Origin of the sequence: Aneurinibacillus thermoaerophilus, from assembly GCF_019603355.1 — a bacterium.
Lineage (GTDB): Bacteria > Bacillota > Bacilli > Aneurinibacillales > Aneurinibacillaceae > Aneurinibacillus > Aneurinibacillus thermoaerophilus.
Map to the genome: position 1 here is coordinate 2,924,505 of NZ_CP080764.1, position 23,782 is coordinate 2,948,286.

Genomic DNA, 23,782 nt, shown 5'->3' on the forward strand with positions numbered 1-23,782 from the left:
ACTCCGCATTTATCGGGGCGCGGCAGACTGTGTAAAAGTGCTGGAATAATATTTTTCAATAAATTGTTCTACAAGCGGCCCGATCTTCACAAATTCGACAAGAAACCCATCATGTCCGTATATAGATTCGACGAAATGATATTCCACTTCTTTTCCGGCCGCACGAAGCATTTTCACCACTTCTTCCTGATGATCGGCCGGATACAGCAAATCGTTAGAGATAGCGATTGACAATACGCGGGCCTGAATCCGTTCAAGGGCCGCCTCAATGCCCCCCCGCCCGCGGCCGATATCATGCGAATCCATCGCTTTCAACAGGTAAAGATAACTATTCGCATCAAAGCGGTTAACCAGTTTTTGTCCTTGATAGCGCAGGTAGCTTTCAATATTAAATGTCGAATCAAAATGGGTAACATCGCGCTCATCTTTTAAACGTCGACCGAAACGGTATTCAAACAATTCTGCGGTGCGGTACGTAATCATACCAAGCATTCGCGCGATGGATAAACCGTTCACAGGACCTTTTCCAGGGTAATAATTTCCGTTTTTCCATTCCGGATCGCAAAGGATCGCTTGCCGTCCTACATCGTTATAAGCGATAGCAACAGCGGACAGCCGTGTGGAGGTCGCAATGGGAATAATCAAATGGGCCATCTCTGGATACATGACCGCCCATTCATATACTTGCATCCCCCCCATTGAGCCACCGATAATTGCTAGCAGTTTATTGATACCCAGTTTTCGTACCATTAAATACTGAAGCTTCACCATATCTCGTATCGTTACAACCGGAAAATCAGTGCCATACGGCTGTCCCGTCTCCGGGTTCACAGAAGCTGGGCCGGTCGTCCCTGCACATCCGCCCAGCACGTTAGAGGTGACGACGAAATATTGATTCGTATCGATATAGCGCCCAGGGCCGATTAAGCCTTCCCACCATCCCGGTGTTTTCTCGTCTCCAACGGCGCGCGCATCTCCGGTCAGCGCGTGGCATACAAGAATAGCATTCGTTTTATCCTTATTTAATATTCCGCACGCTTCATACGCGATTTCCACCTGTTTTAACGTTTCTCCACACTCCAGCGTAATCTCGTCAATCACCATCTTTTGCTGCATGCGCCTTCACTCCTTTCTTCTCTTCCTCTGTTTTTTCAAGCGTCGCATTTGTCTATCATATAAAAAACGCCACTTCCAATAAGGAAGAGGCGCTTGTGTCGCATATTACCTCCCCTTATCTTTCAGAGCGCATACCGCTCTGCTGGAATTAGCACCTTGTCCGCAAGCATATGCGGGGTTGCCGGGTTTCATCGGGCCAGTCCCTCCACCTCTCTTGATAAGAGCACTTTCGTATGATTCCATCTTTAATTTTAGGTTAGGTTAGTTCAATACTAAGATTTTTACTGACTAATGTCAATATTGACAACATCTTAATCAAATTTGTAAACTTATTTATAAAAAATGTTAACAAATTATCTCATATTTAAGGAGAGCACAGATGGGAAAAACAAGTTTAAAAATGATGATTCTTTCGGCTTTATTTTGCGCAATTATCGCCGTATGCGCCCAAATTTCAATTACCTTCTTGCCGCCGGTGCCGTTTACAATGCAAAATTTCGCCGTCGCGTTGACTGTGGTGATTCTGGGGCGACGGTACGGTACATTAGCTATTCTGCTTTATATTTTGGTTGGAGCCATCGGCGTACCGGTTTTCGCTAAATTTAACGCAGGTCTTCCCGTTCTAGTCGGACCAACCGGCGGGTATCTCATCGGCTATATCGTTTCCGCCTTTGTTATGGGGACAATGATAGACCGTGGAAAGCTAACTTTCATGAAAGCGTTCATTGTAAATATAGTAGGCCTTGCCATTATCCACGTTGCAGGCGTTATACAACTTAAATTAGTGGGCAGCATGACATGGGATAAAGCAATCGGGATAGACATAACATTCATTCTGCCTGACTTAATCAAAATCATCCTTGCTTCTTACATCGGTATTCAAGTTCGCCGGCGCCTTGCGCTCGCAGGACTGCTTCCAAATTCGCTAAACAACGAAAAAATTGTCGCCTAAACGTGTAAAAAGCTCGCGGGTGCGCCCGCGAGCTTTTCTTATTGCAGCGATTGCTGCACAACATTCACTTGCTGATTCACTGACCAGCCACCAGCAAACACTTAATAAACAACAGCTTTTTCCTTCGTATCCAAGCCAAACACAGTATGCAGATTGCACACTGCTTTTTCCATGTCTTCGAGCGGTACTACGCATGAGACCTTAATTTCAGAAGTCGAAACCATTTTAACCTCTACTCCGGCTTCAGCAAGGCATGTAAACATTCTCGCTGCTACCCCTGGATTCGTAATCATGCCAGCGCCTACAATCGATACTTTAGCCAGTTCCTTTTCTGCCACCACATAACCGAACTGCAACGTATCCCGTTGCTTATGCAATACATCTAACGTTTTCTTAACTTCATCTCCGCTTACGGAAAACGAGACATTTGTGGTCTCCGCTTCATACGAACTTTGGACAATGATATCAACATTAACATGTTCAGCTGCCAGTACTGCAAACAAGTTTGACAGCGTATCTACCTTTGCCGGCATATCGACTACAGTTATTTTAGCTACATTTTTATCGTAAGCAACTCCGCTAATGACAAGCCCTTGTTCCATATCTGCTTCCTCCTCGATAATGGTTCCTTCCTCTTCACTAAAGCTTGAACGTACAGTAAGGCACACTTGATGCTGCTTTGCACATTCCACCGCCCTCGGATGAAGCACCCCCGCACCAAGCGTTGCCAACTCCAACATTTCATCATAAGAAATGCGGGCCAATTTACGAGCGGAAGACACAATGCGCGGGTCTGCGGTATACACTCCGTCAACATCCGTGTAAATTTCGCACCTATCCGCTTTCAGCACAGCTGCAAGCGCTACCGCTGTCGTATCCGAACCACCGCGTCCGAGCGTGGTGATCTGTCCGCTCTCAGAAATGCCCTGAAACCCGGCAACGATAACGACTTTACCCTGCCCAAGCGCCTGCTGAATAGGCGCTGGATCGATTTCAGTAATCCGCGCCTTTGTATGCACTTCTTCTGTGGAAATACCAGCCTGCCATCCAGTCATGGATACCGCATCCCAGCCCTGAGCATGCAATGCCATCGTCACCAGAGCAGTCGATACTTGCTCCCCTGTCGTAAGCAGCATATCCATCTCACGGGGACTCGGATGATCTATAACTTGTTTTGCCATGTCCACCAGCATATCCGTTGACTTTCCCATCGCCGAGACAACAACGACAACCTGATGCCCGGCTCGGCAAGTCGCTAAAATGCGGCGGGCCACCGCCTGAATACGCTCAATCGTGCCGACGGATGTGCCGCCGTATTTCTGTACTATAAGACTCATCTCTCGCGTCCTCCTATAAGCATTCTTTCTCTGTTTATCTCGCACGCTGAGAAGTTCAGGCGTGACCACGCCGCTTGAAAAATAAAAAAGACAACAGAAAGGCACGTGCCTTAGCTGTTGTCTGTGTCTCGCATAAATAACAGCTAACGCTCACTCCCTTTTCCCCCTGCGAGATAGTGCTCCACCGAACATCCGGGATGATCATCCGGTGACAGTCCTGCACTTATTCAATGCAGGCCCAACAGCAGGCGGCGAGATCCAACCTGCCATTTCGGCGAATTCCCCTTTCCCCTGCCTTCACTGGATTCTCGTTCCTCCAGCAGGATACTCATGGTTTTCGCGCCTCTACCTCACCTTTTAAAGTGAGGCGTTATTGTTTGAATATTTAATTTACATACATAGTAACACACGTCGTCCAGAAGAACAACCTTTTTTCTTCTTTTTCACTCGGGTGCAACCGTCGTTTCCTCTTCACGCAAATGTTGCAAAATCTGACGGGCAAGCTTATCACCTATGCCAATGTTGCGATATTCATCCACCGTTGCTTCACGCATACGCTTGATGGAACCGAAATGTTTCAGCAGCAACTTTTTGCGTTTCTCACCCACACCCGGAATCTCGTCAAGCCTAGATTGGAACATCGTTTTGCCGCGCGTATTGCGATGGAACGTAACTGCGAACCGATGCACTTCGTCCTGAATGCGCTGTAGCAAATAAAATTCGTTGCTATCTCTCTTCAAGTCGACCGGAATCGGTGGGTCCCCTACAAGAAGCTGTGCGGTGCGATGCCTTTCGTCTTTTGCTAGGCCACACACCGGAATATAAAGGCCCAGTTCGTTTTCCAGCACATCGACCGCAGCCGCAATCTGGCCCTTTCCTCCGTCGATAACGACTAAATTAGGCAATGGCAGACCTTCTTTTAGCACGCGGGTGTAACGACGCCGGATCACTTCTTTCATTGTCGCATAATCGTCTGGACCAGCCACGGTTTTCACTTTATACTTACGGTATTCCTTCTTGTCCGGTTTGCCATCTGTGAACACAACCATCGCCGAAACAGGATCGATACCCTGAATGTTCGAATTGTCAAACGCTTCAATACGTTTTGGATATCCGATGCCAAGCAATTCGCCAAGTTTCTGTACCGCCTGCACCGTTCTTGCTTCATCGCGCGCCATGAGCGCAAATTTTTCCTCCAAGGCGATGCGGGCGTTCTCCGTCGCCATGTCTACTAATTGCTTCTTGGGGCCACGTTGCGGTGTAAGCAGCCTGGAGCCGAGCATCTCCTCTAATCCGTCTGTGCCTTTGCTTATTGGAAACAATACTTCTTTTGGGCGCATATGCTCCTGAAAATAAAACTGCGCTACATAAGAAATGAAATCTTCATATTCTTCCCCGTAATAAGGAAATGAGGCCACATTACGCTCAATCATTTTCCCCTGACGAATGTGGAATACCTGTACACTCATCCAGCCTTTATCCGCGTAGTAACCCCAAGCGTCCCGATCCACGTTATCGCTAAACGTAACTTTTTGCTTCTCCATAATCGCTTCAATGTACTGGATCTGATCGCGCAGTTCCTTAGCACGCTCGAATTCAAGCTTTTCTGCTGCTTCTTCCATTTGCTCTGTCAGCTTCTGCTTAACTTCCCTATAATTGCCGTTCAAAAAGCGGGCAATTTGTTCGCTCATTTCCTCATATTGTTGTGGGTCTACTTCATATTCACAGGGAGCGAGGCACTGGCCCATATGGTAATACAGGCATACGCTTTTGGGAATATGCTTGCATTTGCGCAACGGATACAACCGGTCAAGCAGCTTCTTCGTTTCCTGCGCGGCTCCGACATTTGCATACGGCCCGAAATATCTAGCGCCATCTTTCACTACCCTGCGTGTGATTTCAAGACGAGGGTGTTCTTCGTTCGTAATCTTAATATAAGGATACGTTTTATCATCTTTTAGCAATACATTATAACGCGGATTATGCTGTTTAATCAGGTTGCATTCCAGAAGAAGCGCCTCCACCGGCGATGAAGTCACAATATATTCAAAATCAGCAATCTCCTGTACAAGACGCTGCGTTTTTCCGTCATGACTACCCGTAAAGTAAGAACGGACACGGTTTTTTAATATCTTAGCCTTGCCGACGTAGATCACTTCGCCCGCTGCGTTTTTCATTAAGTAACAACCGGGCTTATCAGGCAAGAGACTTAGTTTTTCTTTCAGCGTATTCATAGCAGTCCCCTCCTGATTGTTATGTTATCATAAATATCGCAGGTTCTGGTAACATCCGGCGAACCACGGCCTTTCAGATCATAAATCCCCCGGCTATAACAGATAAGCCGGGGGATTTATGATCTTACAGGTGCTTATTGATTGCGTCAAGCAAGCTTTCTTTCGGCTGGAAGCCGATGATTTTATCAACAACTTGGCCGTCTTTTACGAGAAGAAGGGTTGGGATACTCATCACACCAAAACGTTGCGCGGATTCAGGATTTTCATCGACATTTACTTTTGCGATTTTCACTTTACCGCCGATCTCGTTATCAAGTTCTTCGAGAACAGGCGCAATCATTTTGCAAGGGCCGCACCACGGAGCCCAGAAGTCAACCAATACAGTACCGCCGCTTTCTACTTCGCTTTGGAAAGTATTATCTGTTACATTTACGATTGCCATATATAATGTCCTCCTTATATCTCATTATCGTAACTAACGTACCTGTCCATTTACTTTCGGTATATTGCTGAGATATACCAGTAACAGTATATCACTTTTACTTTAAAATATCCACTTGCGAAACTGCCACAAGATCTCCGCTTCGTTGATTTTTTGTCCAGCGCCGCAACCTGCCAAAGCAAAGGCACAAACGACAAAACAGGCAGGGACAAAAATGACCCTGCCTGTTTTGTCGCGTTATCCGTTTAATTTTGAACAAGAACTTTTTTGAACTCTTCGGTAAGAAGCGGAACAACTTCGAACAGATCGCCTACGATACCATAGTCGGCTACCTGGAAAATTGGTGCTTCCGGGTCTTTGTTAATCGCTACGATAACTTTGGAGTTAGACATACCAGCTAGGTGTTGAATCGCGCCAGAGATACCCGCTGCAATATACAGATCAGGTGTAACAACTTTTCCTGTCTGCCCGATTTGCAGAGAATAGTCGCAATAGCCGGCATCGCATGCACCACGGGACGCGCCTACTGCGCCACCCAGCACTTCTGCTAGTTCCTGAAGCGGCTTAAAACCTTCCGATGATTTGACGCCGCGGCCACCGGATACCACTACTTTTGCTTCGGCCAAATCCACGCCACCCACAGTTTTGCGAACGACTTCTTTTACAATGGTACGCAGATCTTTAATTTCCACGTTGAAATCTACAACTTCTGCCGTCCCGCCAGTTTCTTCCGCCGGGATGTTATTCGGACGCACAGTTGCGAACAGAATGCCAGATACCACTTTCTTTTTCTCAAATGCCTTACCCGCGTAAATCGGACGCGTAAAAATCACTTCACCGTCTTCCACTTGGATGTCGATCACATCAGATACGAGACCAAGACCCAAGCGTGCGGCGATGCGCGGCGCAAGATCTTTGCCGATTGCCGTATGCGGCATCAAAATTACTTCTGGCTGTACTGCATCAATCACCTGACGCAATGCCTGAAAATAAGCGTCTGTCGTATACGTGTCAAGCTCTTTGTTACTAACCACATACACTTTGTTCGCGCCATATTTGCTTAACTCTCCCACGTAATTAACCGCGTCGCTACCGAAAGCGGCCGCCACGATTTCCCCGCCTTCGGAAACGCGCTGTGCCGCTGTCAGCGCTTCAAATGAGACATTACGCAAGCTCCTATCTTTCGCTTCTGCCAATACAAGTACTTTTTTCATAATCGCTCGTCCTCCCTCAACCCTTTAGATTACTTTCGCTTCGTTGCGCAGAAGAGCCACCAATTCTTTTACTTGATCCTGAATATCCCCGTTTAAGACTCGTCCCGCTTCTTTCTTCGGCGGCAGGAATGTTTCCGTTACGGACGTTTTCGCGCTCACATCACCGTCAATGTTTAAATCATCCACCGTTAAACGCTCCATCGGTTTTTTCTTCGCTTTCATAATGCCGGGCAGTGAAGGATACCGCGGTTCGTTTAACCCCTGTTGTGCTGTGACAAGCACCGGCAGCGATACTTCGATAACCTCCATGTCCCCTTCCACATCGCGTTCAATGGTTGCTTTTCCGCCATCAATGTCCAGCTTCGTAATCGTCGTCACCTGAGGAATGCCAAGCTCTTCGGCAAGACGCGGGCCCACCTGGCCGGAGCCGTTATCAACCGCCATATTGCCGCCGAGAATAATGTCATACTCGCGCTCTTTAATTACAGCCGCAAGGATTTTCGCTACACTATATTCATCAAGTTCAAGACCTTGGTCATCAACAATAACCGCTTTGTCTGCGCCCATTGCCAGCGCCGTGCGCAACGCGCTCTCCGCACGTTCCGGCCCCACCGTTACAACGGTAATCTCTCCGCCGTGCTCATCGCGCAGCTTAATCGCTTCTTCCACCGCGTACTCATCGTACGGATTGATGATGAATTCCACGCCATCTTCGCTGATTTTTCCGCTTTCCAACACGATTTTTTCTTCTGTGTCAAACGTTTGCTTCAAGCATACAATAATGTTCATATATATCCTCCTTCGGCTCCAATAATATATAGAGAAGGTTCAGCGTTCTACCTTTTTTAGCAGACGCACGAACAGGTAATGTATAATTATTTGTCGGTGAACTGGGCTTTACGCTTTTCGATGAAGGCATTTACACCCTCTTTCATGTCATCGGAAACAAACAGTTCACCAAATAACTTAGCTTCTTTCTCCATGCCGCTCTCCGGTCCGGTGCAAAGACCGTATGTAACCGCTGTAAGCGCGGCACGGATAGAAATGGCGCTTTTCTGTAGCGCGATAAACTCAGCGAATTTCTTCACTTCATCCATCAATGAAGCAAGCGGAACCGCGCGATTTACCAAGCCTATGCGCTCAGCTTCTTTCCCGTCGATAAATTGGCTCGTCAAAATCAATTCTAACGCCTTCGCTTTGTTGGTCAGACGCGCTAACCTTTGTGTTCCGCCGAATCCCGGAATCAATCCAAGATTTAACTCGGGTAAGCCAAGCTTAGCATCTTCGGCAGCAAATCGCATGTGGCAGGCCATTGCAAGCTCAAGACCTCCGCCCAGAGCGGCACCGTTAATGGCCGCAATGACAGGCTTTTGAAAATTTTCAATACGGTCAAATAGCCTTTGGCCTGTGCGCGCCATTTGCTCCGCTTTTTCCGGATTATCAAAGGCGCCTGTAAATTCTTTAATGTCGGCTCCAGCGACAAAAAACTTCCCTGCTCCGGTTACAACGACAACTTTTATTTCCTCGTTGTTCCCGGCATAATGAAAGGCATCACTCAATCCTGAGAGCGTGGCGGAGCTTAACGTGTTTGCAGGAGGTACATCGATGCTAATATAGGCTACCCTGTTCGCCACTTCAAGCTTTACATTCGTAAACTCCATCTGTTTCTCTCCCTCCATCATCCATGTGTAAATTATGGTATAGCAAAATGTTGCTGAACCACTCCATCATTCGTTATTTTTCTATGCATTCACTTATTCATGAATTATAATAATCTTTCGTAAAATAAGCCATTCGGCTGCTTTGTATCATTTCACTGTTTTTCTACTTTTAATCCGTTAATAAATAAGTTGTGAATCGGCTCAACAAGTGATACAAGGTTATATTTCCTGTCGTTCATTACCCAAGACGTAACCGCTTCATCCAGCGTGCCAAAGATCATCTTGCGCGCTACCCGATGCTCCACATTTTCCCGAAATACTCCCTGTTCCTTGCCAAGAAAAATCACTTCATCAATAAGTTTTAGGTATTCCTTAAGCGCCTGATTAATTCCAGCCCGTACCACAGGATCGGACTGGCGCAGTTCAATTTGGGTTACAATGGCCCAGTCGCGATTTTGCGACATTTGCCAAAGATGCATATAAATCAGTTCCCGCAGGCGATCATCGGCTCTTTCCAGCAATTCAATACGCTCGCGCGTCGCCTGAACAAAGGCGCCCATTTTTTCCTTAAATAAAGAAACAAGCACATCGGCTTTGTTGTCAAAATACAGATAAATCGTTCCATCGGCAACGGACGCTTCGCGCGCAATCTTCGATACCTGCGCCTGGTGGTAGCCGTGCTGTGCAATGACTTTTACCGCAGCTTCAATAATATTCTGATATTTCTCTCCTGTTTTCTTCGCCATATAGCTTCCCTCAAATCCAAGATGAATGAGCATTCACTCGAGTTTAGTTTATTCAAAAAAATTAGCATTGTCAATATTTATCGAGGGGAAATGTATGGCTTTTATATATATTTTGACATCTTCTTGTTTTCTCCTTCTTCTCAGAATATTTTTCTTTGCTCAGGAAATACTTAACATGATTTCATCTTGTTGTTACGGAAAGGAGATTGTTATGGCAGCCATTACAAGTGACGAGAATAAAGCGGTTCGCTTCTTTTTCTATTCTTCACTCGCCTGGCTGATTGTCGGAATGATTATCGGCTTGATTCTGGCAATCAAATACGTCTGGCCAGACTTTCTTGTTTGGGGAGCATTCCTGCAAAAGTATCTTTCCTATGGACGCATCCGTCCGGTGCATACGCATATCTTGATCTTCGGTTGGCTGTCGATGGCGTATGTGGCCGGTCTACTCTACGTTATTCCACAACTTACGCGCAAATCGCTGGAACACCCGCGCTTCGTGCGCTCTCTTGGTATTATATGGAATGTATACATGATATTGGCTATTATTACTCTTTCCATGGGATACACAACCACCATCGAATATGCAGAAACGGTATGGCCGCTCGATCTGCTCCTCATTGTGTTGGTCGCAGGCATCACTTACGCTTGCTTCAAAACCATCGCCAAAAGAAACGAAAAACAATTGTATGTCAGCCTTTGGTATTTTATGGGGTCGTTAATTTGGCTCCCGTTCCTTTATATCATCGGTAACATTGTGACTTACTTTATTTCGGGAGTGCCGCAGGCGCTGGCCGGCTGGTTTTACGGCCATAACATCATCGGACTGTGGTTGACGACCGTAGGAGTTGGCTTTATCTACTATCTGCTTCCTTTACTATCCAAAAATCCGCTCTACAGCCACAAACTCTCGCTGATCGGATTCTGGACCATTGCCACCTTCTACGTGTGGAACGGGCCGCATCATCTGCAAAATGGTCCCATTCCAGCCTGGCTTATGAAAGCCGGTGTTGTCCCGTCCGTACTGCTTATTATTCCAGTATGGACAGTGCTGGCAAACGTATTCGGAACGATGAAAGGAAAGTGGCATGTAATCTCAGAAAACGTACCGTTAAAGTTCGTCGTAACCGGTGCGATTTTCTATCTCATTACCTGTCTACAGGGACCTTTTCAATCACTCATGCAACCAAGCGCCATTCTAAAGTTTACAAACTGGATTATCGGACATGCCCATATGCCGCTGTTTGCCGCCTTCTCTTTCGTACTCTTCGCGTTATTCTATTATGCGCTACCAACGCTGACAGGGCGCAAAATCTACAGCCAGGCGCTCATGAACTGGCACTTCTGGCTTTCCGTCATCGGCTTTCTCATTTTCGCATTTACCACGTGGACCGCAGGTGTCATGCAAGGGTTTGCCTGGGCGGAAGGCAAACAATATGGTGTTCCGTTCCTTGAAGTCGTTATCTCCTTACAACCCTTTTCCATCGCGAGGACAATCGGCGGAGCGCTTATGTTTACCGGTCAGCTTATTTTCATTTATAATGTGCGCCGTTCGCTGAAAGATGGACAACTATTATCACTTGAAGAAAAGTCAAGCTCTACCGCCTAAAAAAGGGAAGGAGAAAAGCGATGAGCGGACAAAGCAAAGAACGATCCATGAAACCTTTTGTTGTCGGCGCCTCCCTCCTGTTTTTTATCGGGGTGGTCGCCACCGTAATCCTCCCGTTCTACGATGAAGTCATGCAACGGGAAAACGCCAACGCCAAAATAAAAAATTATGCAATTCATTCTCCGGAGTACAGGGGTAGGCAAGTGTATATCCGCGAAGGATGTCACGTCTGCCACACCCAGTTTGTCCGGCCGGTTAAAGCCGATTCTTCGCTCGGACCTGTATCCGTGCCAGAAGACTACTACCATGATTACCCGCACCTGCTGGGAACCGTGCGTACCGGGTCAGATTTAACATGGGTAGGCACACGTTGGAATGAACAATGGCACCGTGTCCACCTGCGCAATCCGCGTCAGGTGTTCCCTGGAAGCACGATGCCGAGCTACAATTACCTGTCTGATCAAGATACCGAAGATTTAATCGCTTATCTAATGAGCCTAAAACCAGCGCCTTCCACAGAAGGACGCTAGGAGGTAGAAGCAATGGATGAAGAACGCCACGAAGAAAAGAAAACGACGAATCAAGAACCTCTTGAAGAAGTTGCGGGGATTCGTATGGCGAATGCCCGGGTACCGCGCTTTCTCGTCTTTACGTATATCGCGCTCGCCGTCTGGGCGATTGGTTATTCGGTTCTGGCCCAACCGGTAAACGAGCGCACGGAAGATACAGCTGGCAACAAACCTGTGGATGGAAAAGTCATTGTCCAGCAACACTGTCTCGGTTGTCATCATCTAACGAAAGAACGACTCGTTGGGCCTGGATTGGAGGGAGTAGGAAAGCGCCTTCCCGGCGAAAAACTAACCGAAGTGTTATTAAACGGGCGGGGAGCCATGCCGTCCCTCCCCAATCAGGGATTGGATAGCGAACAGATTAAAGCCGTAGAAAAATATTTACGCACACTGTAAGGAGGAACAACGTGAAACCTCATATTATTGCTGTTTTTAACCTTCCAGAAGAGGCGGAACGTGCCTTTCATGCTCTGCAAGGATACGTAAAAAAAGATGAAATTTCGTTTTTGAGAAAAACGGATAATACCGAGACCAGTACTGGAGACGCGAGCGCTGATCCTATAGTGGACGGCGTTGTCTGGGGCTCTTCTATTGGAGGAGCCGCCGGACTTGCCTTTGGCATGGGTTCCCTTTTTATTCCCGGCATCGGTCCGGTCATCGCGGCAGGCCCGCTTCTTTCTTTACTGGCCGGCGCTGCGTCTGGCGGAGTGATCGGCGGGTTGGCAGATATGGGGGTTAACACATATACATCGGAACGAATCCATACGCACATTGATAAAGGAAAAGTGATTCTTATTACGCAAGTAAGCAAACCCGAATTACGCGGTCCGATTACCCATCTGCTGGAGCAATACGGTGCGGTTGAAATTCACGAAGAGCCCGTCAATGAGAACTAAAAAATAGCCTCCTTCTGCCTTTCGTCAGAAGGAGGCTTATGCATCATGCCGATTTTCTGCATTGCTCAAATTGTTCTTCTAGCTTTGCCGATGGTTTTGCGGTCAGCAGGCTAACGACGATAATAGCCAGCAGGCTTGCCGCAAAGCCCGGAATCATCTCATACAGCGCTTTTGAAAGCTCCGGGAAACGGGTCCAGATAATTACGGTGGCAGCACCTGCAATCATACCGGCTAATGCCCCCCACTTGTTCATACGCTTCCAATACAGACTTAGCAAAATTACCGGACCAAACGAAGCACCAAACCCGGCCCACGCATAACCGACAAGTGCCAGAATCGTGCTATTTTTCGTGTACGACAGCGCTAAAGCGATCAGTGCGACCAATAACACGGACAAGCGTCCAATGAAAACAAGTTCTTTGTCCGTTGCAGAACGGCGGAAAAATGTTTTATAAATATCCTCCGTCAGCGAACTGGATGTTACAAGAAGCTGAGAGGAGATCGTGCTCATAACAGCTGCAAGAATCGCCGCCAACAAAAATCCTGTAATAATCGGATGGAACAAAATATGACCAAGTTGAATAAATACGGTTTCCGGGTCTTTCAATTCCAACCCCTTGTTTGAATAGAAAGCGATTCCAAAAAATCCAGTAAACATGGCACCGACAACGGAAAAAATCATCCAGCCCATTCCGATTCTTCTGGCTTTTTTCATTTCTTTTACGGAAGAAATGGCCATAAAGCGGACAATAATATGCGGTTGACCGAAGTAGCCCAATCCCCAAGCGAATAAAGAAACAATACCGAGGAACGTCGTTCCTTGAAATAAGTCAAGCAGCTTCGGATCAACGGAGTGAATTTCAGAAAACGTGCTTCCTATGCCTCCTGTATGGAAAATCGTTACGGCAGGCACAAGAATCAACGCGATAAACATAATCAACCCCTGCACAAAGTCGGTCCAGCTAACTGCAAGAAAACCGCCAAACAACGTATAGGCAACTATAACGCCGCCAACAATCCAGAGTCCGACGTGATAGTCGAGATTAAACGAGTTCTGGAAAAGCACCGCACCTGATACGAGACCGGAAGATACGTAAAATGTGAAAAAGATCATAATAACAAGACCTGATACAAGGCGCAGCATGTTTGACTTGTCATCGAAGCGGTTTTCCAAAAACTCTGGAATCGTAATCGAGTTGTTAGCAATTTCCGTATACGTGCGTAAACGGGGAGCCACATACAACCAGTTAACATACGCGCCAAGCGTAAGTCCGATAACAATCCAGGAAGCGCTGAGTCCCTGGGCGAACATCGCACCGGGAAGTCCCATCATTAACCAGCCGCTCATGTCGGATGCGCCTGCGGAAAGCGCTGTGACCGCTGGCCCCAGCTTCCTTCCGCCAAGCATATAATCCGACAGGTTGGATGTGCGCTTGTACGCGTAATAACCAATACACAACATACCTACCATATACACAATAATAGAAAGTAATAATTGCTTGTCCATTGTTGATCCCCCCGTCGTAATTATTTTTTACGGATGTGCCACCTTTACTTTTATTCTATTTCTATTACTTTGAAACCATGCCTTTTAGCACAAAAGCTACGTTTGCAGGACGTTCCGCCAGGCGGCGCATAAAGTATCCATACCAGTCGTTACCATACGGCACATACACACGCATTTTATATCCCTCCTGAGCAAGCTCAATCTGAGATTGCGTGCGAATTCCATATAGCATTTGGAACTCAAACTGATCGCGTGGAATGTTATATTCTTTTACCAGTTGCTTCGTGTACGAAATAATCTGGTCGTCATGGGAAGCAATCGCCGTATAGCTGCCGTTTAGCAGATGCTTCTTAATAATCTTTTTGTAGTTTTCATCGACATCTTTTTTGTCCGGATAAGCAACCTCTGGCGATTCTTTATACGCGCCTTTTACGAGGCGCAATGAAACCCCTTTCAAATCTTCGATATCTTTTTCTGTACGATACAAATATGCTTGAATTACCGTACCTACATTATCATACTCTTGACGCAGCTCTTTTAGCAAATCCAATGTTTGCTGGCAATGGCCGTAATCTTCCATATCAATGCGGACAAAATTGCCATACTTCTTCGCTGTGTACAAAATGCGGTGCATATTGCGACGGCACAAATCTAGATCAATATCCAGACCAATCTGTGTTAATTTCAATGAGAGGTTGCTGTCCACGCCCGCTTCATGAATCGCTTCCAGCGTTTTTACACAATAGTCTGCTGCTTCAATTGCCTCTTCGCGGCTAAATACAAATTCGCCCAGATGATCAAGCGTACATACAAGGCCTTTATTGTTTAAATCGCGCACTTTATTAATCGCCTCACGAATCGTCTCACCCGCTACGAAACGGCTAGCGCCAAAACGCAACCCCCATTTTTTAGCAGCCTGATTTAATGGTTTATTTTGTGAAAGAAAAAGGAAAAAATTTTTCATTGCTGTTTCTACTATAGCCATAAGGTGTTCCTTCCTTTCTTTTTTCTTCATCTTTGAAATTTTGAGGGAGCCTGGAGCGTCAAGCGACACTCCAGACCTTCTCTGCTATTCCGTTACAGCACTTCAGAAATAAGCTTCGGCTGCGTGAACTGCAACAGGTAGTCCGGGCCGCCCGCCTTGGAATCCGTACCGGACATATTGAAGCCACCGAACGGATGCACGCCAACGATCGCGCCTGTGCATTTACGGTTAATGTACAGGTTGCCCACATGGAACTCAGCACGCGCCCGCGCCATATGTTCACGGTTGCGGGTGAACACCGAACCCGTCAGACCGTATTCCGTATTGTTCGCCACTTCCAGCGCATGGTCGAAGTCGCGCACTTTTGTGAACGCCACAAACGGGCCGAAAATTTCTTCCTGCATGATCCGCGCGTTCGGAGCCACATCCGCGAAGATGGTCGGCTCGATGAAGTACCCTTCATCCCCCGCCGGCTTGCCGCCCAGCACCAGCCGGCCTTCTTGCTTGCCAATTTCCACGTATTCCATCACTTTGTTGAACGCTTTCTCATCGATCACCGGGCCCGTGTAATTGGATGCATCGCGGACATCGCCCACCTTCAGACCTTTCGTGATTTCCACCACACGGTTTAACACGGTCTCATATACATCCTCATGCACAATCGCACGCGAGCATGCGGAACACTTCTGGCCAGAAAAACCAAATGCAGACGCCACAATGTTTTGTGCCGCCAGCTCCAGGTCGGCGTCTTTGTCGACGATGATGGCGTCTTTTCCGCCCATTTCGGCAACAAGGCGCTTCATCCAGATTTGACCCGGCTTCACTTTAGACGAACGTTCATGAATGCGCAGGCCCACCGCGCGAGAACCCGTAAAGCTAATGAAGCGTGTTTTCGGGTGGTCAACCAGGTAATCACCAATCACTTCCGGACGGCCTGGCAGGAAGTTGACCACGCCCGCCGGAAGACCGGCTTCCACCAGCAGTTCATAAAACTTATAAGCAATCACAGGCGTTTGGCTGGCCGGCTTCAGGATCACGGTATTTCCTGTTACAATCGCGGACGTTGTCATTCCTACCACAATCGCCAGCGCAAAGTTCCACGGCGGAATAATAAAGCCAACGCCAAGCGGAATGTAGTCCAGATGGTTGTCTTCGCCCGGAAGATGGACGAGCGTCTGACGGCCACGGTCTTGCAGTTCGATCATTTGTCGGCCATAGTATTCCATAAAATCGATCGCTTCCGCTGTATCAGCGTCCGCCTCCGCGCGGCTTTTGCCGGCTTCGAGCATCAACCAGGCGGAGAATTCATGCTTTCTGCGGCGCAGGATGGCTGCGGCTTTGAAAAGATACCCCGCACGTTCTTCGGCCGGAACGCGAGACCATGTTTTGAACGTTTCCCATGCTGCGTTCATCGCTTTATCGGCCAGCGCCTGATCGGCAGCGGCTACGCGGCCAATTACCTCATGTTTGGCGGACGGGTTTATCGATACGATTTTGTCTTCGGTCATGATTTCCTCGCCGCCGATCACGAGCGGATAGTCGCGGCCAAGCTCAGCCGATACTTTCTCCAGCGCTTTGTTAATCGCTTTCATATTCTGTTCATCAGCGAAATTGGTAAATGGTTCAGGACGATATGGAATCATCGGAACAACCTCCTGTTGTGTAATCCTTCCAGATTTTATGTTTGATTCAAAATGAGTTCATTCTACTTTTGTTTGTATTGCAACAAGCATGCCAAAATTAAAATTACTTTCTTCATTCAAATTTTTTTCACTTAACTGTTAAATAAGTGTTAAAAAATATACAAATATGTAAATCGAATAGCATTTAATTTAAACAATTATGTAAACCTATTCCCTTTTCCTCCCCGTTCCATTGGAGACAATAACTTTCTTTCTAATTAGCAACCTGTTATACTAAAGTGTACATGTTTTATATGCATCCGATTCAATATATCAACATCCTTTTGTGGTTTGGGAGAAACGCTTCCCACACTACGATACAAATATCTAAATACATATTAAAAAGTGATGTATATAGTTCGGTTTGAAAGAAGGTCACTTTCATGGCAAGAATACTTATTTCAGGGTACTACGGATTTGACAACGCTGGGGACGACACGGTGTTGTACGGAATTATTACATCCCTTACAAAACATATGCCTGACGCGCAGCTTGCCGTCCTATCAAATACGCCGGCTGAAACACAGGCCCTGTTTGGAATCCCAGCATTTAACCGCTGGCGAATGAGCGCGATTATTCAACAATTGAAAAAATCCGATCTTCTTGTCATGGGAGGCGGGAGCCTGTTACAAGATGCAACAAGTCCCCGCAGCGTCATCTATTATCTCGGAATCGTCATGATGGCGAAAATGCTTGGAAAACCAGTCATTTTCTACGCGCAAGGAATCGGACCTATCACGCGGGCCATCAGCAAGCGATTGATCCGTGCGATTGTAAACCGTGTCGACGTCATTACGGTACGTGATGAACAATCGGGAGAAGATTTGAAATCGTTCGGAGTCGTCAAAGCCCCGATATATGTCACAGCGGACCCGGCAGTAACCATTAACCCCAGCCAGGTGGATACATCATTCGGACAAAATATAATTAAAAAGTATAAACCCGGCACTACCAAACCCGTAATGGCTATCTCGGTACGCGCTTGGAAGAATGAGCAACAATATAAAACCGCCATTGCCCGTTTCGCTGATGAAGCGCTGCGCAGGGGATGGGAAGTGTTTTTTCTTCCGATGCAGAATCCTGCCGACTTGGCTCCTTCAGCAGATATTATTAGACTAATGGAGGAACCAGGCGCTGTATTGATTGAAGAAAAAATGAATTTCAAGCAAATTTTTAGCTTTATTGGCGCGTCTCAGTTCGTGCTCGGAATGAGGCTCCACTCGGTCATTTTGGCCGCGGTCATGAACATTCCATTTGCAGGAATTTCTTATGACCCGAAGATGGATCGTTTTGTGCAACGCCTTGGTATGGAATCAGCGGGTCACATTAAGGGTTTGGAATACGAAACTCTGCTGGCTAATGTAGAACCTTTGCTAAATGACTTGACAGGCACACAAGAAAAAATCCGCCGCAATATTGGAGCTCTTATACAGGAAGCGGAGAAAAGTAGCCTCCTTGCCGTGGAACTTCTAAAACGGCGGCACAAGTAAAAATATGTCGAATGCAAGCGCGAAATTTCACTTCTTTTGCCTGTTTACCACTACTTTTGTAAGACGGGCAGGAATCAGCCAAAAAACAAAGAATTCCCCCTTCACATAGCAGTTTACCTGTGAAGGGGGAATTTTTATGAAGAAGTATGACCAGGCCAATGTGCAGATTTTGTTCGACCTGTTTTCCTGGAAAAAACGCGCCGGCGAAATCATTCGCTTCGAAATCACCGCGCGCGGCCGTTATTGGATCATTTCCTTTGTTTCCTGCAGCACGACATCATCCCACGAGCATCGGTTTGCAAGCTTTATAGGCGACAGCCATGATGAACTGTACACCTGGGCGCTTAATCTTCTGACCGAATTTACTTTGACATTTGATAAAAATGCAGCGTCTTTTCCAACCCCTGTCGCAGTGAATATTGAGGCTTCCAACCAAGCTTTTCTGTAGCTTTTGTATTATCCAAATAACTGTTCACAATATCGCCTTCGCGCGGGGCCTTGTATTTAACCGCGAGCGTCGTGCCAAGCACCTCGTTCATAAGTTGAATAAGCTGATTTACGCTTGTTTCCTGATTCGTGCTAATATTGAGGATTTCGTTATCTCCCCCAGCCAGAGCCATAATATTGGCTCTGGCTACGTCTTGTACGTACACAAAATCCCGCGTCTGTTCCCCGTCGCCAAATACAACTAATTCCTGGCCGGCCAGCGCACGGTCCACAAAAATGGATACAACGCCCCCTTCCCCTTTCGGATCCTGTCTTTCCCCGTATACATTCGCATAGCGGAACGCCGTATATGTTAGGCCATACAAATGGCGATATACATCAAGATAAAATTCTGGCACATACTTGGATACACCATACGGCGACAACGGATGTTTCGGATGTGCCTCATCGATCCCCATGTATTGTGGCTCCCCGTATACAGCCGCAGATGATGCGTATACAAATTTTCGAACGCCATACTGACGTGCCGCTTCCAGCAAATTGACCGTACCGACAATATTGGTCATTGCGTCTCCTACCGCATTTTTTACCGATACAGGAACAGAACTTTGCGCCGCCTGGTGAATGACAAAGTCCGGCTTTTCATTTTTAAAAACCTGTTGTATATCCGGTGACGCGATATTCATTTCATAGAATGCAGCCTGAGGGTTAAGCTGCATTTTTTTTCCTGTCGACAAGTCGTCGATGACGCATACCTCATACCCAGCCTCTAACGCCTGATCAACAATATGGGAACCAATAAAACCGGCCCCGCCCGTTATCAACACTTTCATTTTCTATTATCCCCTTTTTCTTTTTACTATTTTTCCAGAAAAACGTCCAATAATTTGTACTGCCAGCGGTTCGCGCATCATAACAAGCGTCGCGAAAAACACGCCTGCTCCCGCCGCAATCAAAAAGATAATATACATTTTTTGAACCCAAACTCCTTGAAACACAAGCAAAGAAGTCGCTGCATACAAACCAACTCCCATTACCGCAGCGGCAACCACCGTTTTCCCTGCCGTCATCCAAAACTCGCGTTGTACAAACGAGCCGATAGACCTACGCAAAAAGAATGCAAGCAACAGCATGTTGGCTAACGAGCCGAGCGATGTGCCAAGCGCTACCCCTCCATGACTAAGATACGGAATCAACGCAAGGCTAAAAACAACATTGATGATAATACCCACAACGGCAGCGATAACCGTAATTTTCGTGTTTTCCATCGCATAAAATGCGCGGGTCAATAAATCGCGCACCGCCAGGAAAAACAGTCCTATTCCCATATATAACAGCGCCGTAGCCGTCAATTCAATGGACTGCAGATTAAATTCTCCGCGAGGCCCCGTGTAAAAAAGAAGCGAAACCAGTTCGTCCGGAATGATGGCCATCGCGACAGTAACCGGAACCAACAAAATAAACAAATACCGCATCCCTTCGGTAATGGACTGTTTCATCTTGTCTAATTCGCCTTTAGTAAAATATTCAACAAGATAAGGGTATATCGGTAGCGTAAACGCCGCAACAAAAATTGCCATCGGAAGCTGGTAAATCGTATTAGCATATCCAAGCGCCGCCACGCGTCCCGGGCCCAGTCCGGAGGCAAGCACCGGATAAATAAACGTATATACTTGCGTGATCAATGAGCCAAGCATGATTGGAAGAAATCGTTCACCGATTTTCTTCATTTCCTCGTCTTTCCAGCGGAAATCTGGTACAAACGAATACTGCTCTTTTTTGATGGAATATGCCATGGATAAGGCCGCGAACAAGAAGCCGAGCGTCGTGCCAATGGCTACACCATAAATATCGTAAAACGGAACGAACAACAGGTACGCCGCGCACACCACCACAGAGTTCACAACCGTGCTCATCTGTGGAATAAAAAATTGCTGATGCGCGTTCAACGTTGCCTGAAACACGCCAATGAGCGCGATAAATACGGCAGAAGGCCACATCATCTGAAGCATCCTCGTTCCCATTTCCAATTGCTGAGCGCGCTGCTCGGGCGTAATCGCTTCAGAGTTTTGCTGCATAAACGTCATTACCTGCATAATCTCGCGCGAAAATAGCATGCCGAACACCATAATGACAAAGTAAATCAGCGTAGTTACGGTCAACATTTTGCGGAACAGCGCCTGCGCTTCTTCCCGCCTGTTCTCAACCAGCATGCTTTTAACCGAAGGAACGAAAATGGCGTTTAATGCCCCTGGCACGAATAAGAAAATCATCGTTGGAATCGCGAACGCATATCGATAAGCGTCCACCGCGAAGCTGGTGCCAAAATGATAAGCGAGCAACGTTTCGCGAAGCAAGCCGACGACCCGCCCCACAAGCGTGACAATGATAATTACTGCTGCCGAGCGAAGTACGGTTTGTGCCATATGTACATATTCTCCTCACTACCTTCAATCTGTCTTATATCGCTTCCACATAAAAACACGGCTTCTTTCATACTATACCTGAATTGTGAAAAATCAACCCTCTTACATTGAACATCCTGCCACAGATGCGATATAATTGATACGATTTCATCGTTTAGCATGATGCTTTTAGTTGCTCTAGGGTCAGGAAGTGAACAGAGGATGTCCAAAATGAAAATATTGCATGCAATCGGCGGAGGCGAGTTTGGCGGCGCGGAGCAACATATTCTTGAATTGCTTGAAATTCTGTCCAGACACTCGGTCGACCCTGTCGTTGTATGCTTTTATAACGCTACCTTTGCCGAAGAATTGCGCAAACGAAACATTCGCGTTATTGTGCTCGATACATACGGACGTTTTGATTTCCGGTTGGTTAAGGGACTTGTCCGCGTGTTTCAGGAAGAGAAGCCGGACCTTATCCATTCCCATGGCGTTAAGGCAAATTTCTTCTGTCGAATCGCCGCCCGTTCCCTTCCCCGTGTGCCTATTGTCACGACGATTCATAGCGTATTGCGGTATGATTACCCAAATCCGCTGGCTTACTTCCTCGCCTCACGCATGGAACTGTGGACACGCAAATGGAATGATCATTATATCGCTATCTCAAATTCTATCAAGCAATCGCTTGAATCGGACGGTGTGAAGCCAGAAGAAATTACGCTTATCCATCATGGGATTCCGATTGAAGAATTTGCAATCGAAGAAGATGTAGCAACCATCCGCCGCGAACTGGGAATTCCCGAAAACGCGTTCGTGATCGGTACCGTCTCCCGCCTTGTTGCGGTAAAAGGATTAAACGATTTGATGCAGGCATTTATCCTGCTGGCAAAAGACTACCCTCATATTCATTGGCTGGTTATCGGTGACGGTCCGGAAAAAACTGTACTGCAAAACATGGCACGTGAAGCGAACGTGAGCGAACGCGTGCATTTTGCCGGTTTCCGCAAGGATGTGCCGCGCTGTCTGCAAGCGATGGACACTTTTATCAGCCCATCTTATTCTGAAGGTCTGGGCCTTTCGCTTTTGGAAGCGATGGCCGCCAAAAAGCCGGTAATTTCTACCATGGTTGGAGGAATCTCAGACTTTTTGGTTGACTACTTGAACGGATTGGTGATTTCAACGAAAAATCCGGAGGAAATCCGGCAGAATGTTGTGATCTTGATGGAAGACGAAGGACTGCGCACGAAGCTTGCGGAGGCAGGATACAAGACCGTAAAGGAAGAATATACGCTAACGCACATGGCGATGAAAACGAAAGAATTATACCGGAAACTTATCCGCGCAAAATAAACCCGCTTATCAGAGCGGGTTTTTCGTTGATGGAGTAAGAAGGGATGGTAATATCTTCGATTGTTTCTTACAACGACCAGGCTGTTGTGTAAAAGAAGTTTTGTATGATATCCTAGTGAAGGTTATGCTGGATGATTTTTTTTTCATACCAAATAGGAGGAAGCATTCCATGAAAGCAATTGATCAAAAAGGACGAATTTTTGGTGTAATTAACATTTTGGATTTATTTCTTATTTTGCTTTTGATCGCGGCGCTGATTTTCGCTGGATTAAAATTCACAAAAAGCGAAGAAATTGCCATAGGGCCGACAACGCAAAAAGAAGTAACCTATGTCCTCTATAACAGCGCTGAGCACCCGTTTGTCGTCGATCAAATCAAAAAAGGCGACATCATTAAAGATAAAGACAAAGGCTTAAAAATCGGCGAAGTCGTTAACGTTGAGAAAAAGCCCGGAAAAGTGGCGGTTACAACCGCGGATGGCCGCATGGTTATGTCTACCGTCCCAGAAAAGTACTCCGTCTACATCACGGTGAAAACGAAAGCAGCCATCTCCGGTTCAACGGCTGTCGGTGAAGGGGACAATCCCCTGCTTGCGGGCAGCAAATTGACGATCAAAGGCCCACGCTACATGATCGAAACGCTTCTGACCGAAGTAAATTTAGGTGATAAATAATGAATGCGCGCGCTTTTTCTTTTACGTTAAAAGACGCGCTGATTACTCTGTTGCTTATCGCTGCCGCTATTATTATCTCGTTGAAAGCCTCCATGGCCGGTAAACTGATCATACCGTCAAAAGAGATGACCGTTGTACTCCGAATTGAAGGGCAGGAGCCTTCTTTTCATAAGTCAATCAAACCAGGTGACAAAATTTTTCAGAAAGGTCAACTTGAGCCATTCGGAACGGTCGTTGACGTTAAAACGAGGCCTGCGGAAAAATATTTGCCAGACGTCAACGGAAACTATTATTTGCGTTCATTTGACGCAGAAGAGGACGTTTATTTAACGATTAAAGCGCCTGGATTCGTCTCGTTGGACGGAAGACCGATTATTGATAACACATTCTTCCATGCGAATTTGTATTTGCCTGCTCATACAAACCAGGCTGTATTCGCGTCAAGAGTAATCAGCGTAAAATAAGAA

23 protein-coding genes and 2 riboswitches are annotated in these 23,782 nt (G+C 46.7%); of the genes, 10 read left to right on the plus strand and 13 right to left on the minus strand.

Annotation, left to right across the window (positions count from 1 at the left end):
- Positions 1-9: 9 nt before the first annotated feature.
- Positions 10-1,116, minus strand: a complete 1,107-nt coding sequence (metX, locus tag K3F53_RS15105; protein ID WP_220559092.1) for a homoserine O-acetyltransferase MetX — start codon at positions 1,114-1,116, stop codon at positions 10-12.
- Positions 1,117-1,228: 112 nt separating this feature from the next.
- Positions 1,229-1,340, minus strand: a riboswitch (SAM riboswitch).
- 155 nt (positions 1,341-1,495) lie between these two features.
- Between metX and K3F53_RS15110 the strand changes: the two genes are divergently transcribed.
- On the plus strand, positions 1,496-2,068 hold the full coding sequence (locus K3F53_RS15110) for a biotin transporter BioY (protein WP_057897822.1): 573 nt from the start codon (positions 1,496-1,498) through the stop codon (positions 2,066-2,068).
- Between the two features lie 101 nt (positions 2,069-2,169).
- Here K3F53_RS15110 and K3F53_RS15115 read toward each other — a convergent pair whose 3' ends face one another.
- The 7 genes from K3F53_RS15115 to K3F53_RS15145 form a co-directional block, all read right to left on the minus strand.
- Positions 2,170-3,405, minus strand: a complete 1,236-nt coding sequence (locus tag K3F53_RS15115; protein WP_091261213.1) for an aspartate kinase — start codon at positions 3,403-3,405, stop codon at positions 2,170-2,172.
- A 166-nt stretch (positions 3,406-3,571) separates the two neighbouring features.
- Positions 3,572-3,761: riboswitch (Lysine riboswitch) on the minus strand.
- 87 nt (positions 3,762-3,848) lie between these two features.
- Positions 3,849-5,639 (minus strand): excinuclease ABC subunit UvrC, encoded by a 1,791-nt coding sequence (gene uvrC, locus K3F53_RS15120; RefSeq protein WP_057897820.1) that lies wholly within the window; start codon positions 5,637-5,639, stop codon positions 3,849-3,851.
- A 124-nt stretch (positions 5,640-5,763) separates the two neighbouring features.
- Positions 5,764-6,081 carry a thioredoxin gene (trxA, locus tag K3F53_RS15125; protein WP_057897819.1) on the minus strand — a complete coding sequence of 106 codons (318 nt, stop codon included), beginning with the start codon at positions 6,079-6,081 and terminating at the stop codon, positions 5,764-5,766.
- Between the two features lie 245 nt (positions 6,082-6,326).
- Positions 6,327-7,298 (minus strand): electron transfer flavoprotein subunit alpha/FixB family protein, encoded by a 972-nt coding sequence (locus tag K3F53_RS15130; RefSeq protein ID WP_057897818.1) that lies wholly within the window; start codon positions 7,296-7,298, stop codon positions 6,327-6,329.
- A gap of 21 nt (positions 7,299-7,319) precedes the next feature.
- Entirely contained in the window at positions 7,320-8,084 is a 765-nt protein-coding gene (locus K3F53_RS15135; protein WP_057897817.1) for an electron transfer flavoprotein subunit beta/FixA family protein, read from the minus strand.
- A gap of 86 nt (positions 8,085-8,170) precedes the next feature.
- On the minus strand, positions 8,171-8,956 hold the full coding sequence (locus K3F53_RS15140) for an enoyl-CoA hydratase (RefSeq protein WP_057897816.1): 786 nt from the start codon (positions 8,954-8,956) through the stop codon (positions 8,171-8,173).
- Between the two features lie 152 nt (positions 8,957-9,108).
- Complete coding sequence (locus tag K3F53_RS15145) at positions 9,109-9,702, minus strand: fatty acid metabolism transcriptional regulator FadR (RefSeq protein WP_057897815.1); 594 nt, start codon at positions 9,700-9,702, stop codon at positions 9,109-9,111.
- A gap of 211 nt (positions 9,703-9,913) precedes the next feature.
- Here K3F53_RS15145 and K3F53_RS15150 point away from each other — a divergent pair, with 211 nt between their 5' ends.
- From K3F53_RS15150 to K3F53_RS15165, 4 genes are read left to right on the plus strand one after another with little or no spacing between them, the layout of a single operon-like run.
- On the plus strand, positions 9,914-11,311 hold the full coding sequence (locus K3F53_RS15150) for a cbb3-type cytochrome c oxidase subunit I (protein WP_220559093.1): 1,398 nt from the start codon (positions 9,914-9,916) through the stop codon (positions 11,309-11,311).
- Positions 11,312-11,331: 20 nt separating this feature from the next.
- On the plus strand, positions 11,332-11,841 hold the full coding sequence (locus K3F53_RS15155; protein WP_057897813.1) for a cbb3-type cytochrome c oxidase subunit II: 510 nt from the start codon (positions 11,332-11,334) through the stop codon (positions 11,839-11,841).
- Between the two features lie 12 nt (positions 11,842-11,853).
- A complete protein-coding gene (locus K3F53_RS15160; protein WP_057897812.1) occupies positions 11,854-12,276 on the plus strand; it encodes a c-type cytochrome in 423 nt (140 codons plus the stop codon).
- A gap of 11 nt (positions 12,277-12,287) precedes the next feature.
- Positions 12,288-12,776: a hypothetical protein gene (locus tag K3F53_RS15165; protein WP_057897811.1), complete on the plus strand. Its 489-nt coding sequence runs from the start codon at positions 12,288-12,290 to the stop codon at positions 12,774-12,776.
- Between the two features lie 43 nt (positions 12,777-12,819).
- Here the strand turns inward: K3F53_RS15165 and putP are convergent, their stop codons facing one another.
- The 3 genes from putP to pruA all read right to left on the minus strand — a co-directional run bounded on the left by putP (position 12,820) and on the right by pruA (position 16,911).
- A complete protein-coding gene (putP, locus tag K3F53_RS15170) occupies positions 12,820-14,283 on the minus strand; it encodes a sodium/proline symporter PutP (protein ID WP_057897810.1) in 1,464 nt (487 codons plus the stop codon).
- 64 nt (positions 14,284-14,347) lie between these two features.
- The gene (locus K3F53_RS15175) at positions 14,348-15,268 is read right to left on the minus strand and encodes a proline dehydrogenase family protein (RefSeq protein WP_057900234.1); all 921 of its coding nucleotides are present in this window, start codon (positions 15,266-15,268) and stop codon (positions 14,348-14,350) included.
- Between the two features lie 92 nt (positions 15,269-15,360).
- Positions 15,361-16,911, minus strand: a complete 1,551-nt coding sequence (gene pruA, locus K3F53_RS15180) for an L-glutamate gamma-semialdehyde dehydrogenase (protein WP_057897662.1) — start codon at positions 16,909-16,911, stop codon at positions 15,361-15,363.
- A 422-nt stretch (positions 16,912-17,333) separates the two neighbouring features.
- Between pruA and csaB the strand changes: the two genes are divergently transcribed.
- Both csaB and K3F53_RS15190 read left to right on the plus strand, forming a co-directional pair.
- On the plus strand, positions 17,334-18,440 hold the full coding sequence (gene csaB, locus K3F53_RS15185) for a polysaccharide pyruvyl transferase CsaB (protein WP_057897808.1): 1,107 nt from the start codon (positions 17,334-17,336) through the stop codon (positions 18,438-18,440).
- A 136-nt stretch (positions 18,441-18,576) separates the two neighbouring features.
- Positions 18,577-18,888, plus strand: a complete 312-nt coding sequence (locus tag K3F53_RS15190) for a hypothetical protein (RefSeq protein WP_091260929.1) — start codon at positions 18,577-18,579, stop codon at positions 18,886-18,888.
- Here the strand turns inward: K3F53_RS15190 and K3F53_RS15195 are convergent.
- Both K3F53_RS15195 and murJ read right to left on the minus strand, forming a co-directional pair.
- Positions 18,803-19,720 (minus strand): SDR family oxidoreductase, encoded by a 918-nt coding sequence (locus K3F53_RS15195; RefSeq protein ID WP_057897807.1) that lies wholly within the window; start codon positions 19,718-19,720, stop codon positions 18,803-18,805. The genes K3F53_RS15190 and K3F53_RS15195 overlap by 86 nt on opposite strands.
- Positions 19,721-19,726: 6 nt before the next feature.
- On the minus strand, positions 19,727-21,313 hold the full coding sequence (gene murJ, locus K3F53_RS15200) for a murein biosynthesis integral membrane protein MurJ (protein WP_057897806.1): 1,587 nt from the start codon (positions 21,311-21,313) through the stop codon (positions 19,727-19,729).
- Between the two features lie 210 nt (positions 21,314-21,523).
- On the opposite strand from murJ, the gene K3F53_RS15205 reads away from it, so the two are divergent.
- From K3F53_RS15205 to K3F53_RS15215, 3 genes are all read left to right on the plus strand, one after another.
- The gene (locus K3F53_RS15205) at positions 21,524-22,642 is read left to right on the plus strand and encodes a glycosyltransferase (RefSeq protein WP_162264997.1); all 1,119 of its coding nucleotides are present in this window, start codon (positions 21,524-21,526) and stop codon (positions 22,640-22,642) included.
- Between the two features lie 169 nt (positions 22,643-22,811).
- Complete coding sequence (locus K3F53_RS15210) at positions 22,812-23,315, plus strand: DUF4330 domain-containing protein (RefSeq protein WP_057897804.1); 504 nt, start codon at positions 22,812-22,814, stop codon at positions 23,313-23,315.
- On the plus strand, positions 23,315-23,779 hold the full coding sequence (locus K3F53_RS15215) for a DUF4330 family protein (protein ID WP_057897803.1): 465 nt from the start codon (positions 23,315-23,317) through the stop codon (positions 23,777-23,779). The genes K3F53_RS15210 and K3F53_RS15215 overlap by 1 nt, the downstream gene beginning before the upstream one ends.
- Positions 23,780-23,782 lie beyond the last annotated feature (3 nt).